The organism is Streptomyces sp. NPDC056948, assembly GCF_042674225.1.
In the GTDB taxonomy this organism is placed as follows: Bacteria; Actinomycetota; Actinomycetes; order Streptomycetales; family Streptomycetaceae; genus Streptomyces; species Streptomyces purpurascens.
The window spans coordinates 1-13,183 of sequence record NZ_JBHUQX010000271.1 but is presented as its reverse complement, the minus strand read 5'-3'; the positions used below and the strand labels follow the sequence as shown (position 1 = coordinate 13,183).

The 13,183-nt window shown below is 71.1% G+C and carries 12 protein-coding genes; 7 read left to right on the top strand and 5 right to left on the bottom strand.

Going from position 1 to position 13,183, the window contains the following annotated elements:
- Positions 1-38 precede the first annotated feature (38 nt).
- Complete coding sequence (locus ACFTZL_RS29465; RefSeq protein WP_382588636.1) at positions 39-1,487, bottom strand: gamma-aminobutyraldehyde dehydrogenase; 1,449 nt, start codon at positions 1,485-1,487, stop codon at positions 39-41.
- 164 nt (positions 1,488-1,651) lie between these two features.
- On the opposite strand from ACFTZL_RS29465, the gene ACFTZL_RS29460 reads away from it, so the two are divergent.
- From ACFTZL_RS29460 to ACFTZL_RS29430, 7 genes are all read left to right on the top strand, one after another.
- Positions 1,652-2,191 (top strand): Lrp/AsnC family transcriptional regulator, encoded by a 540-nt coding sequence (locus ACFTZL_RS29460; protein WP_382588634.1) that lies wholly within the window; start codon positions 1,652-1,654, stop codon positions 2,189-2,191.
- A 13-nt stretch (positions 2,192-2,204) separates the two neighbouring features.
- Positions 2,205-3,572, top strand: coding sequence for an aspartate aminotransferase family protein (locus ACFTZL_RS29455; RefSeq protein WP_382588640.1), 1,368 nt, complete (start codon positions 2,205-2,207; stop codon positions 3,570-3,572).
- 206 nt (positions 3,573-3,778) lie between these two features.
- Complete coding sequence (locus ACFTZL_RS29450; RefSeq protein ID WP_382588632.1) at positions 3,779-4,528, top strand: ABC transporter ATP-binding protein; 750 nt, start codon at positions 3,779-3,781, stop codon at positions 4,526-4,528.
- Positions 4,510-5,952, top strand: a complete 1,443-nt coding sequence (locus ACFTZL_RS29445) for a hypothetical protein (RefSeq protein ID WP_382588630.1) — start codon at positions 4,510-4,512, stop codon at positions 5,950-5,952. Before ACFTZL_RS29450 ends, ACFTZL_RS29445 begins: the two co-directional genes overlap by 19 nt.
- Positions 5,953-6,076: 124 nt before the next feature.
- Complete coding sequence (locus tag ACFTZL_RS29440; RefSeq protein WP_382588628.1) at positions 6,077-6,484, top strand: VOC family protein; 408 nt, start codon at positions 6,077-6,079, stop codon at positions 6,482-6,484.
- Positions 6,485-6,508: 24 nt separating this feature from the next.
- Entirely contained in the window at positions 6,509-7,630 is a 1,122-nt protein-coding gene (locus ACFTZL_RS29435; protein ID WP_382588626.1) for an LOG family protein, read from the top strand.
- Positions 7,631-7,777: 147 nt separating this feature from the next.
- Positions 7,778-8,467, top strand: coding sequence for an LAETG motif-containing sortase-dependent surface protein (locus tag ACFTZL_RS29430; RefSeq protein ID WP_382588624.1), 690 nt, complete (start codon positions 7,778-7,780; stop codon positions 8,465-8,467).
- A gap of 99 nt (positions 8,468-8,566) precedes the next feature.
- Here the strand turns inward: ACFTZL_RS29430 and ACFTZL_RS29425 are convergent, their stop codons facing one another.
- Genes ACFTZL_RS29425 through ACFTZL_RS29410 form a run of 4 tightly spaced genes read right to left on the bottom strand, consistent with a single transcriptional unit; the run spans position 8,567 to position 13,098 of the window.
- A complete protein-coding gene (locus ACFTZL_RS29425; protein WP_382588622.1) occupies positions 8,567-9,367 on the bottom strand; it encodes a maleylpyruvate isomerase family mycothiol-dependent enzyme in 801 nt (266 codons plus the stop codon).
- Between the two features lie 25 nt (positions 9,368-9,392).
- A complete protein-coding gene (locus tag ACFTZL_RS29420; protein ID WP_382588620.1) occupies positions 9,393-10,412 on the bottom strand; it encodes an ABC transporter ATP-binding protein in 1,020 nt (339 codons plus the stop codon).
- Positions 10,412-12,085, bottom strand: coding sequence for an ABC transporter permease (locus tag ACFTZL_RS29415; RefSeq protein WP_382588618.1), 1,674 nt, complete (start codon positions 12,083-12,085; stop codon positions 10,412-10,414). Before ACFTZL_RS29415 ends, ACFTZL_RS29420 begins: the two co-directional genes overlap by 1 nt.
- Complete coding sequence (locus tag ACFTZL_RS29410) at positions 12,061-13,098, bottom strand: thiamine ABC transporter substrate binding subunit (protein ID WP_382588638.1); 1,038 nt, start codon at positions 13,096-13,098, stop codon at positions 12,061-12,063. The genes ACFTZL_RS29415 and ACFTZL_RS29410 overlap by 25 nt, the downstream gene beginning before the upstream one ends.
- Between the last annotated feature and the right edge of the window lie 85 nt (positions 13,099-13,183).

The window sequence follows — 13,183 nt, the reverse complement described above, 5'->3', positions numbered from 1 at the left end:
GAACCAACCGTCCGGGGCCGTGGCGCATGACCGGGTGACTACGCGTCCAGCGACGTCATCACGTGCTTGATCCGCGTGTAGTCGTCGAAGCCGTACGACGAGAGGTCCTTGCCGTAGCCGGACTTCTTGAAGCCGCCGTGCGGCATCTCGGCGACCAGCGGGATGTGGGTGTTGATCCACACACAGCCGAAGTCGAGCTTCTTGGACATGCGCATCGCGCGGCCGTGGTCCTTGGTCCACACGGAGGAGGCGAGCGCGTACTCGACGCCGTTGGCCCACGTCACGGCCTGGTCCTCGTCGGAGAAGGACTGGACGGTGATGACCGGGCCGAAGACCTCGTTCTGGATGATCTCGTCGTCCTGCTTCAGGCCCGAGACGACGGTCGGCGCGTAGAAGTAGCCCTTGTCGCCGACGCGCTTGCCGCCGGCCTCCACGCGCGCGTGCGCGGGCAGCCGCTCGATGAAGCCCTCGACCTGCTTGAGCTGGTTGGGGTTGTTGAGCGGGCCGAACAGCACGTCCTCGTCGTCAGGCTGCCCCGTCTTCGTCTCGGCGGCGGCCTTCGCCAGCGCGGAGACGAACTCGTCGTGGATGGATTGGTGGACGAGCACGCGCGTGGCGGCCGTACAGTCCTGGCCCGCGTTGAAGTAGCCCGCGACCGAGATGTCCTCGACGGCCTTGGCGATGTCGGTGTCCTCGAAGACCACGACGGGCGCCTTGCCGCCCAGCTCCAGGTGGACGCGCTTGACGTCCTTGGAGGCGGACTCGGCGACCTGGACGCCGGCGCGCACCGAGCCGGTGATGGAGGCCATCGCCGGGGTGTCGTGCTCGACCATGAGGCGGCCGGTGTCGCGGTCGCCGCAGATGACGTTGAAGACGCCCTTGGGGACGATGGAGCCGATGATCTCGGCCATGAGGGCCGTCGAGGCCGGGGTGGTGTCCGACGGCTTCAGGACGACGGTGTTGCCCGCCGCGAGCGCCGGGGCGAACTTCCACACGGCCATCATCATCGGGTAGTTCCACGGCGCGACCTGCGCGCAGACACCGACCGGCTCACGGCGGACGATGGAGGTCAGGCCCTCCATGTACTCGCCGGCCGAGCGGCCCTCCAGCATCCGCGCCGCGCCCGCGAAGAAGCGGATCTGGTCGACCATCGGCGGGATCTCCTCGGAGCGGGTCAGCCCGATGGGCTTGCCCGTGTTCTCCACCTCGGCCGCGATCAGCTCCTCGGCGCGCTCCTCGAAGGCGTCCGCGATCTTCAGCAGTGCCTTCTGACGCTCGGCGGGCGTGGTGTCGCGCCAGCCGGGAAAGGCCTCGGCGGCCGCCGCCATCGCGGCGTCCACGTCCGCCTGCCCGGACAGCGGAGCGGTCGCGTACGCCTCACCCGTCGCGGGATTGACCACCTCGGTGGTCCGTCCGTCGGCGGCGTCCCGGAACTCACCGGCGATGTAATTGCGTAGCTTGCGCAGCCGTCGAAGCTCGGTGCTCACTGCCGACCCTCCAGTTCGGATGTCCAGTACTTGAGACACCCACCCTAGTCGCCCGGTCCACGTTTTCAACACCCCCACTCCCTTCATTCGTGCGGAATCCGCAGGCTTCGGCAATCAAAACAACGGATTTCATCGATCACGCCTTGCGGAAGTGACGAGACCTCGTGCACAGTGAGCTCGTGGCCAGTCGAAGCGCAGACCAGAAGGGGTCGCGGGAACTCCGCGAGTCCTCCCGCGAGTCCAGGAACGGCAGCTCGCCTCAGTTGGACGCCGTCTCCCTCGCCATCATCGAGCAGCTCCAGGAGGACGGCCGCCGGCCGTACGCCGCCATCGGCAAGGCCGTCGGCCTCTCCGAGGCGGCCGTGCGCCAGCGCGTCCAGAAGCTGCTCGACCAGGGCGTGATGCAGATCGTCGCCGTCACGGACCCGCTCACCGTGGGCTTCCGCAGACAGGCGATGGTCGGCGTCAACGTCGAGGGCGACGTGGAGTCGGTCGCGGACGCGCTGTCGGCGATGTCCGAGTGCGAGTACGTGGTGATGACCGCGGGCTCCTTCGACCTGATGGTGGAGATCGTCTGCGAGGACGACGACCACCTCCTCGAGGTCATCAACAAACGCATACGGGCCGTGCCCGGAGTGCGCTCGACGGAGAGCTTCGTCTATCTCAAGCTCAAGAAGCAGACCTACATGTGGGGAACCCGATAACCGTGAGGACCCGATAGCCGTGAGCAAGGACCTCTCCCAGTCCGCGTACGACCACCTGTGGATGCACTTCACGCGCATGTCGTCGTACGAGAAGGCCCCCGTACCCACGATCGTCCGTGGCGAGGGCACCTACATCTACGACGACCAGGGCAAGCGCTACCTGGACGGTCTCGCCGGCCTGTTCGTGGTGCAGGCGGGGCACGGCCGTGTCGAGCTCGCCGAGACCGCCTTCAAGCAGGCGCAGGAGCTGGCGTTCTTCCCGGTGTGGTCCTACGCCCACCCCAAGGCCGTCGAGCTGGCCGAGCGCCTCGCGGGCCACGCTCCGGGCGACCTGAACAAGGTCTTCTTCACGACCGGCGGCGGCGAGGCCGTCGAGACCGCCTGGAAGCTCGCCAAGCAGTACTTCAAGCTGGTCGGCAAGCCCACCAAGCACAAGGTCATCTCCCGCGCGGTGGCCTACCACGGCACCCCGCAGGGCGCCCTGTCCATCACCGGCCTGCCGGCCCTCAAGGCCCCGTTCGAGCCGCTGGTCCCGGGCGCGCACAAGGTCCCGAACACCAACATCTACCGCGCCCCGCTCTTCGGCGACGACCCGGAGGCCTTCGGCCGCTGGGCCGCCGACCAGATCGAGCAGCAGATCCTCTTCGAGGGCCCGGACACGGTCGCCGCGGTCTTCCTGGAGCCGGTACAGAACGCGGGCGGCTGCTTCCCGCCCCCGCCCGGCTACTTCCAGCGCGTCCGCGAGATCTGCGACCGGCACGACGTACTGCTCGTGTCCGACGAGGTCATCTGCGCCTTCGGCCGGCTGGGCACGATCTTCGCCTGCGACAAGTTCGACTACGTCCCGGACATGATCACCTGCGCCAAGGGCATGACCTCGGGTTACTCCCCGATCGGCGCGTGCATCATCTCCGACCGCCTGGCCGAGCCGTTCTACAAGGGCGACAACACCTTCCTGCACGGCTACACGTTCGGCGGCCACCCGGTCTCCGCGGCCGTGGGCCTCGCCAACCTCGACCTGTTCGAGCGCGAGAACCTCCCGCAGCACGTCCTCGACAACGAGGGCGCGTTCCGCTCCACCCTGGAGAAGCTCCACGACCTGCCGATCGTCGGAGACGTCCGCGGCAACGGCTTCTTCTACGGCATCGAGCTGGTCAAGGACAAGAACACCAAGGAGTCCTTCAACGACGAGGAGACGGAGCGCGTCCTGTACGGCTTCCTCTCCAAGGCGCTGTACGACAACGGCCTGTACTGCCGTGCCGACGACCGCGGCGACCCGGTCGTCCAGCTCGCCCCGCCGCTGATCTCCGACCAGTCGACGTTCGACGAGATCGAGCAGATCCTGCGGGCCACCCTCTCGGAGGCCTGGACGAAGCTCTGAGCGTCGTCGCTCCGATCGTCTGACCGGACGATCAACACCAGCCCCGGTGCCGCCCGTTCGAGTGAGAAACGGCGGCCCGGGGCCGCGTGCTGTCCGGCGTCCCGCCGCCAACTGCCTAGCGTGCCCAGTGACTGATCGGCCCCGCCTTCGTTCCCCCGCACGGGGGATGGCACGGGAACTACGGATCTGAACCGAGGTGTACGCGCATGGAGGCCCCGCCGGACAACGACGTGCTCTGGGCACGCGCCCTGCACTTCCAGCACCACGACGGCTCGCCCGCGCTCTGCGGCGTCTCGCTCGGCGTCCGGGAGAGCGAGATCCTCGCCGTCAGCGGCCCGCGCGGCAGCGGCAAGACGACCCTGCTGCGGTGCCTGTCCGGCCTGGCGCCCGTCCGGCGCGGCGAGGTCTGGTTCAACAGCGTGCCCGTGCACACCATGGGCGCCCTCACCCGGGAGCGGCTGCGCCGCGACCGCTTCGGCTGGATCGACCCGGTCCCCTCGCTGGTCCCGGAACTCAACGCCTGGGAGAACGCCGCCCTGCCGCTGATGCTGCGCGGCACCAGCCGGCGCCGCGCCAAGAGAGCGGCCCTGGAGTGGCTGGAGCGGCTGGACATCGGCGACGGCGCCCGCAAGCGCCCGCACCAGCTCGTGCAGGCCGAGCGCCAGCGGGTGTGCATCGCCCGCGCCCTCGCCCCGGCGCCCTCGGTCCTGTTCGCCGACGAGCCGACGGCGCCCCTGCACCGCGCCGACCGCGCCCACGCGCTGCGCACCCTCACCACGGCGGCCCGCTCGCACGGCATCACGGTCGTCCTGGCCACCCACGACCCGGACACCGCGGCCCTCGCCGACCGCACGGTATTCCTGCTCGACGGGCGGCGCGTGCAGACGGTGCACCTGCCGGCGGTCGCCGAGACCACCGAGCCGGAAGGCCGGGCGGCGTGCTCGCTCTCCGTCTGACCCGCGCCGCCCACCCCGCCGTACAGCTTCGCCGCCTCCTGGTCGCGGCGGCCTCGGCGGGCACGGGTTTCCTGCTGCTCTGCACCCTGGGCTACGCGCTGGGCCACCCCGGCTCCCCCGGCGCCGCCGCGCTGCGCCTGGCCTGGTGCGCGGCGCCCCTCGCCGCCACGGTGTACCTCGCCCTCGCGGTGGCCCGCGCCGATCCCGGCACCAAGCCCCGCCCCGGCCTCTCCGCGATCGGCCTCGGCCCGCTGCGCCTGATGACCATCTCGGCGACGACGACCGCTCTGTCCTGCACCCTGGGCTCGATGCTGGCCCTGCTGTTCTTCCTGCACCTGCGGGGCGACCTGACGGGCCTGCCCTTCGACGGCGCGGCCGCCGAGGCCCTGGCCGCGGACCAGCCGCTGCCGCTGCCGGGGACCCTGACGCTGCTGGCGCTCGTGCCGGCGGGCGCGTCGGTCGCGGTGGTGCTGGCGCTGCGGCCCAAGGAGCAGAGGGCGGCCGCCGCGGCCAGGGTGGTGTACGGCCGCTTCGGCGCGTACCGGCGCGTGAGCACGCTCGAGGCCTTCGGGGCGCACGGCCGCTTCGGCCGGCAGATCACCCGGCCCGGGGGCGCTCGCGCCGGCGAGCCCACCGGGCAGCAGAGCGGGCCCCCGCCGGCGCGGACCGGCGAACCGGCCTCGGCGGTGACCGTCGCGGACGGCGGGAGCGCGGTCAGCACGATCGAGGACCCCGCCCGGCACGCCGCGGCACCGGACACCGCCGACGCCCTCGCGGCCTCCGAGGCGGTGCTCCCGGACGTCGTCACGGCCGACGGTGGCCCCACCGCCGCCCCCTCCGGCCTCCCCTGGGGCATCACCGTCCTGGCCGCGGGGCTCGCCGTGGAGACCTACGCGAGCCGTACCGCCCCCACGGCTCCCGACCTCACCTTCTCCGGCGCCTCCCCCGGCGTCATGGCGGGCTGGACCATGGCCACCGTCGGCCTGGCCCTGGCCGGTCCCGGCCTGACCCACCTGTGCGGCCGGCTGCTCCAGTCGGCCCGCCCCGGCGCCCTGCGGCTGCTGGCCGGCCGCATCCTCATGACGGAGGCCACCCGCATCGGCCGCCCCCTGGGCGTGGTCTGCGCGGTGCTGTCGGCCACGTACGCGATGGCGCTGCTGCACGCCCCGGACGGACTCTCGCTCGGTCCGCTCACCCTCCTGGGCGTGCTCCTCGTGACCGGCTGCACCGTGGCGACGCTCCTGACGGCCGCCGTCGAGGCCCGGCAGGCCCGCGCCGACACCACCTCCGCACTGCTGCGGCTGGGCGCCCCCGCGACCATGCTGCGCAGTGCCGCGGCCCTGCGCGCGGGCGCGCTGCTCGCCCTGTTCGCCCCGCTCACCCTGACGGTCGCGGAGCTGGCGGCGCTGCCGCTGGCGCGCTGAGGACCCGGTTGAGAACTCGTACGAAAAAAATCTCCGGACCGCGATGAGTTCCGCGCGGACCCCCGGTCTATCCCCGCGTAACGACACGGACCCGATAGCACGGCCCCGATGGGAGAGACCCCACATGTACCAGCAGATGATCTTCGTGAACCTGTGTGTCGGCGACGTCGCCGCCTCGAAGAAGTTCTTCTCGGAGCTCGGCTACACGATCAACGAGCAGTTCAGTGACGACACCACCGCCTCGGTCGTGATCAGCGAGACCATCGTCGTGATGGTGCATACCAAGGAGAAGTACCTCCAGTTCACGAAGAAGGCGATCGCGGACTCCAGGTCGACCAGCGAGGTGCTGATCGCGCTGAGCGCCGAGAGCCGCGAGAAGGTGGACGAACTGGTCGGGAAGGCGGTCGCGGCCGGCGGCTCCGTCTCCGGCGAGACCCAGGACCACGGTTTCATGTACGGCCGCGCCTTCGACGACCTGGACGGCCACACCTTCGAGGTCGTGTGGATGGACCCGGCGGCCGTCCAGGGCTGAGACCCGCTGTGCCAGCATGGGCGGGTGCAGACGATGCCCGCCCATGCGGCCCACCATGACGACCGTGAGATCGAGACGCTCGAGGAGTTCGACGCGACCGTCTCGGCACGCGGCACACTCGCCGGTCACCGCGTCCAGGCCGTCGACCTGACGGACCGTACGCGCGAACTGCTCACCACGGACACGGCGGGCGCGATCTTCCTCGGCTGCGCGATGCGCGAGGACGCGGCCGCGAAGATAAGCGGCGACGGCGCCCTGGTCTTCCCGCCCGTCCCGGATCTGCCCTTCGACCCGTACCGCGGCCTGGTCTACTCGCCGGACGAACTCTTCGCGTCCCTGCCGGACGGCTACGAGGCCACACCCGACGCCCGCGCCTACACCTGGTTCCAGCGCACGAAGGCCGACGGCGACATCTACGCGTCCATGCTGCGCGCGGTCCACGACGACTCCGTCTCGGACGCGCTCGACGAACTCCTGTCCGGCGCCCGGGTCGTGGGCGTGATGGGCGGCCACGCGATGGCCCGGGGCACCGAGGAGTACGCGGGGGCGGCCCGGCTCGGCCGCGAACTGGCCCGCGCCGGTTTCACGGTCGCCACCGGCGGCGGCCCGGGCGCGATGGAGGCGGCCAACCTCGGCGCGTACGCGGCCCCGTTCGACGACGGGATGCTCACCGAGTCGCTCGAACTGCTCGGCAAGGCACCGCACTTCACACCGTCGATCACCCAGTGGGCGGCGGCGGCCTTCGAGATACGCACCCGCTGGCCGCAGGGCGGCCGCTCCGTCGGCATCCCGACCTGGTTCTACGGCCACGAGCCGCCGAACGCCTTCGCCTCGCACATCGCCAAGTACTTCGCCAACGCCACCCGCGAGGACGGCCTGCTGGCCCGGTCGACCGCGGGCGTGGTGTTCCTGCCGGGCGCCGCCGGCACCGTCCAGGAGATCTTCGACAACGCGACGCCGAACTACTATGAGTCGCGCGGCGAGCCGACGCCCATGGTGCTCGTGAACCGCGCGCACTGGACGGAGAAGCTGCCGACGTGGCCGCTGCTCCAGTCGCTGGCCAGGGGGCGTTCGATGGAGGCGCGGATCGCGCTGGTCGAGCGGATCGAGGAGGCGCCGGAGGCGTTGAAACGTCTCGGCGGTTAATAAGCAGGCAAAGCAAGTGCTTGCAAGCTGCATATGCGTTGACACTACTTATGCGGCGCTTATAAACCTGTGAGTCTCCTGGTAGTGCTGATGTTCAGTCAACACTGCCTCAGCCCCCCGCTTTAACACATCCTGTAAAGGACAAACGTGGCAGTTCTGTCCGTATCCCGCCGCGCACGTGCCGTGCGCATCCTCGGTGTCGTCTCCGCCTCGGCCGCGCTCGCGCTCGGTACCGCCGGCAACGCGCTCGCCTGCAACATCAACGAGTTCTCCGCCGAGGCGAAGTGTGACGGCGACAAGGGCGTCATCACCGTCACCGACGTGGACCCCGCCGGCATCGCGGCGACGGTCACCGTGTACCTGCAGAACAACGGCGCCGACGCGAAGAATGTCGGCGAGCAGGTGGTCAAGGGCTCGCGCGAAGGCACCACCATCACCTTCACCGAGAACTGGAAGCCGAACGCGGAGTACCGCATCCACGTGAAGGCCGCTCCGTACGTCGACGAGGACATCAAGCCGAACCTCGTCACCCCGGCCACGGCGTGCAAGAAGGAAGAGGAGCCGCCCCCGGCGACTCCCCCGGCCACGCCGACCCCCTCGGCCTCCCCCTCGAAGCCGGCCGAGGACACCGACACCCCGGCTCCGACCCCGTCGGAGAGCGAGAGCACCACGCCGGCGGGCAACGCGCCCGGCCCGGCCGGTGACTCCAACCTCGCCGAGACCGGCGCCAACTCCAACACCGGCATCATCGCCGGCATCGCGGCGGCCCTGGTCGTCGTCGGTGGTGGCGCGGTGTTCTTCGGCATGCGCCGTCGTGGGGCGAACAGCGACAGCTGACGCCCGCTTCATCCGGCACGGTGGTGGCCCGTCCCTCTCGCGAGGGGCGGGCCATCGCCTTTCCCGAACCCCGCGCGGCGCGGCGTGTCCCTCCCGGCCCTATCCGAACGTCGCCCGCTCCAGCCAGAACTCCAGCAACTCCCGCTCCCCCAGCACCTCCAGCTCCGGAGCGTCGAGCGGCAGCCGCCGGTAGAACGCGAGCAGGACGGAGGTGAGCGGGCCGCGCAGGGCGACCGTGGCCTTCTCGTGGCCCCGGCGCCAGGTGACACCGTCCTCGGTGAGCGCGACCAGCCACTCGGCGTTCACCTCGGGCCCGGTGTCGGTGGCGTGCAGGTGGATGCTGCGGCCCGGGCCGCGCAGTTCCCTCGCCGCGATGTCGTCCGGGTCCGTCCGCTGCACGTACTCCACGATCTGCAGCCACTCGTCGATCGCGTCGGCGGCGACGTCGGGCGCGACCTCGTAGGGCAGCCCGGCGGCGAGCGTGGCGTCCGCGCGGTGCACGGTGATCTCGTGCGTCATCCGGCGGGCCCAGAACCCGGCGCTGAGGATCCCCGCCCAGCCCCACACCTTCGCGTCCGGCCCGGCCTCCCGCAGCGCGGCGACGACCTGCTCGCCCGCCTCCCCCAGCCACGCGTCCAGCGCTGCGGCGTCTCCCCGGGCCTCGGGCCCTTCGCCACCGGGCACCTGCTCCTCGGGCACCTCCTCCCGGGCCCGGGTCCGCACCATGAGCTCCACCCAGCGCAGGGCGCCACCCGTGTGCCGGACCAGCTCCTCCAGCGACCAGTCCGGGCAGGTCGGCACGGTGGCGGACAAGTCGGTCCCGGAAGTCACCACCGACCTCAACAGGCCGACCTGGTGGGCGATTTCGTCGCAGTAGCGGTCGTGCGCGAGTAGCGTCATGCCCCGCACCCTAAGGCGACCATGTTCAGTCGAGCACGACGATTTCGGCCGCGTCGAACTCCACTCCGGTCGCGTCCCCGACCTCCGGCGCCGCCCGCAGCGCGCACGCCGCCTCCAGGGGCGGGGCGTCCTCCGGCTGGAGGCGGACGGCGACATGGGTGCCCTTGAAGGTGCGGGCGGTCACCGTGCAGCGCAGGCCCTCGTCGGCGGGCACCAGGCGTACGCCGGCGGGCCGCACCAGGAGGGTCCGGGTGCCCTGCGGAGCGCCCTCCGGCGCCGGCACCTTGCCCCACGGCGTGTCCGCGGCCTCCGCACCCACCGTCGCCTCGACGACGTTCTCGAAGCCGAGGAAGCGGGCCACGAACGCGTCGGCCGGCCGCTGCCACACCTGAAGCGGCGTACCGGACTGGGCGATCCGCCCGTCCCGCATCACCACGACCCGGTCGGCCAGCGCGAAGGCCTCCCCCTGGTCGTGCGTCACGGCGAGCACGGTGGTGCCCAACCGGCCGAACAGCTCACGCAGTTCGACGACCAGCCGTTCCCTCAGCGACCGGTCGAGCTGGCCCAGCGGCTCGTCCAGCATCAGCAGCCTGGGGCTCGGCGCCAGGGCCCGGGCCAGCGCCACCCGCTGCTGCTCCCCGCCGGACAGCGCGGCGACGGCCCGTCGGGCCGCGCCCGGCAGCCCGACGAGGTCCAGCAACTCCTGTACCTGCTCGGCCTGTTGCCGCTTGGACGCCCCGTGCATCCGCAGCCCGAAGGCGACGTTGCCGCCCACGTCCCGCTGCGGGAAGAGCTGATGGTCCTGGAACATCAGCCCGACCCCGCGCCGATGCGCGGGCACGCCCGCCTGGTCGCGCCCGTCGAGCGACACCCGCCCGGAGTCGAGCGGCTGCAGCCCGGCCACGGCCCGCAGCAGGGTCGACTTGCCACTGCCGCTGGGCCCGAGCACGCACACGATCTCGTGCTCGGCGACCTCCAGATCGACGGCGTCCAGCACCGCCCGCCCGCCGAAACGGACCGTCGCGCCCTCCAGAGCCAGCAGCATCAGAACTCCCCTGTCCGGTCGGCGGTCCTGAGCCTCTCCAGCACCAGCAGAGCCACGGCGCACACCACCATCAGAATCGTCGAAAGGGCCATCGCCTGGCCGTAGTTGAGGTCCCCGGGCCGCCCCAGCAGCCGCGCCACGGCCACCGGCAGCGTCGGATTGTCGGGCCGCGCGATGAACACCGTCGCCCCGAACTCCCCGAGCGACACCGCGAAGGCGAACCCGGCCGCGATCAGCAGCGCCCGCCGCACCATCGGCAGGTCCACCTCCCGCCACACCCGCCAGGGCGAGGCCCCCAGCACCGAAGCGGCCTCCCGCAGCCGCACGTCCACCGCCCGCAGCACGGGCAGCATGGTCCGCACGACGAACGGCACCCCGACCAGCGCCTGCGCGAGCGGCACCAGGATCCACGAGGACCTCAGGTCCAGCGGCGGCTCGTCGAGGGCGATCAGGAACCCGAAGCCGACGGTCACCGCCGACACCCCGAGCGGCAGCATCAGCAGCGCGTCGAAGCCGCGCACGAACCGCCCGGCGTCCCTGCGGGTGAGCGCGACGGCGGCGAGGCCGCCGATCACCACGGCGATGACGGTGGCTGCTACGGCGTACTCCAGCGAATTGCCGATCGCCTCGATCGGCGGCACCAGGAACACCCCGCCATCGGCCCTGGTCAGCGCGCGGTAGTAGCCGAAGCCGGGCGCGTCCAGGGACCGCTGGACCAGCACCGCGAGCGGCAGCAGAAGCAGCACGACGATCGTCAGAAGCACCCCGCCCAGCAGCGCCCACTGTCCGGCGCCGCGCGGCCGGCGCGCGGTCACCGACGCGTCCACCAGCCGCAGCGCGGTCTCCCGCCGACGTACGGTCCAGGCGTGCAGGGCGAGGATCGCGCCCACGGCGACGAACTGGATCAGCGTCAGCACGGCCGCCGTGGACAGGTCGAAGATCTCCGACGTCTGCCGGTAGATCTCCACCTCCAGGGTCGAGAAGGTGGGCCCGCCGAGGATCTGGACGACACCGAAGGAGGTGAAGGTGAACAGGAAGACCATGAGCGCGGCGGCGGCCACCGCGGGCCCGAGCGCCGGCAGCGTGACCTGCCGCCAGGCCTTCCAGGGCGACGCCCCGAGCATCCGCGCGGCCTCCTCCTGCCGCGGGTCGAGCTGCGCCCAGAGCCCGCCGACGGTCCGTACGACGACCGCGTAGTTGAAGAAGACGTGGGCGAGCAGGATCGCCCACACGGTGGTGTCGAGCCGTACGCCCCACAGCTCGTCGAGCAGCCCGCCCCGCCCGACCAGCGCCAGGAAGGCCGTACCGACGACGACCGTCGGCAGCACGAACGGGACGGTCACGGCCGCCCGCAGCACCTGCTTGCCCCGGAAGTCGAAGCGCGCGAAGACGTACGCGCCGGGGAGCGCGATCAGCAGGGTGAGCGCGGTGGAGACGAACGCCTGCCAGGTGGTGAACCACAGGACGTGCCGAACGTCGGACTGCGCCAGCACCTCCCCGATCCGCCCGAACCGCCAGGCCCCGTCGACCTTCAGGCCGCGCGCGACGATCGCGGCGACGGGGTAGGCGAAGAACGCGGCGAAGAACGCGACGGGCAGGGCGATGAGCCCGAACCGCGCCGCGCTCCCGCGCCGGTCCTTGCGGACGGCTACTTCAGTACGAGTGAGGTCCACGACTTGACCCACTGGTCACGGTGATCGGCGATCTTCGCCGGGTCCATGGTCTCGGGATCCTCGGCCTGCGGCCCGAACTTCAGGAACTCCGGCGGCACCTGGGCGCCCTCGCGCACCGGGTACACGAACATGTTGAGCGGCATGTCCTCCTGGAACCGCTCGCTGACCAGGAAGTCCAGGAACGCCTTGCCGCCCTTGGTGTTCTTGGCGTTGCTCAGCAGCCCGGCGTACTCGACCTGCCGGAAGCAGGTGCCCTGCGCGACCCCGGTCGGTGCCGTGCTCGGTTTGGGGTCGGCGTAGACGACCTCGACGGGCGGCGAGGAGGCGTACGACACGACGAGCGGCCGGTCGCCCTTGGCCTTCTTGCCGCCGGCCGAGCCGGAGAACTCCTCGTTGTAGGCCTGCTCCCAGCCGTCGACGACCTTCACGCCATTGGCCTTGAGCTTCTTCCAGTAGCCCTCCCAGCCCCCGTCGCCGTACTTCGCGGCGCTGCCGAGCAGGAAGCCGAGACCGGGCGAGGACGCGGAGGCGTTCTCGGTCACGAGCAGGTTCTTGTACTGGGGCTTGACCAGGTCGTCGAAGCTCTTCGGCGGCTCCAGCTCGTGGTCGGCGAAGTACTTCTTGTCGTAGTTGACGCAGATGTCGCCGGTGTCGACGGGCGTGACCCGGTGCTTGCCCTGGTCGGCGCGGTACTCCGGCTTGATCCGGTCGGATCCCTTCGCCTCGTACGGCTGGAACAGCCCATTGTCGAGCGCCCGCGAGAGCAGCGTGTTGTCGACGCCGAAGAAGACGTCGCCCTGCGGGTTGTCCTTGGTCAGGATCGCCTTGTTCACGGCCTGTCCGGCGTCGCCGTCCTCCAGGACGTTGACCTTGTAGCCGGACTGCTTCTCGAAGGCGGCGATGACGCCCTTGGACGCGGCCCACGAGTCATGGCTGACGAGGGTCACGGTCTTGGAGTCGCCGGACCCCTGGTCGCCGCCGGACGACCCGCACGCGGCGAGCGTGCCGGCCATACCGAGCCCGACGACCACAGCCGTCAGCCGCTTTCTCTTGATGCTCACTGGATTCCTCCTGGATGACCAGGAGAAGACGCGGCCC

Coding starts and splice junctions, on each gene's coding strand:
- ACFTZL_RS29450 (WP_382588632.1), top strand. CDS start 3,779: ATGGAGGCCCCGCCGGACAACGACGTGCTCTGGGCACGCGCCCTGCAC.
- ACFTZL_RS29420 (WP_382588620.1), bottom strand. CDS start 10,412: ATGCTGCTGGCTCTGGAGGGCGCGACGGTCCGTTTCGGCGGGCGGGCG.
- ACFTZL_RS29425 (WP_382588622.1), bottom strand. CDS start 9,367: ATGACGCTACTCGCGCACGACCGCTACTGCGACGAAATCGCCCACCAG.
- ACFTZL_RS29410 (WP_382588638.1), bottom strand. CDS start 13,098: ATGGCCGGCACGCTCGCCGCGTGCGGGTCGTCCGGCGGCGACCAGGGG.
- ACFTZL_RS29440 (WP_382588628.1), top strand. CDS start 6,077: ATGTACCAGCAGATGATCTTCGTGAACCTGTGTGTCGGCGACGTCGCC.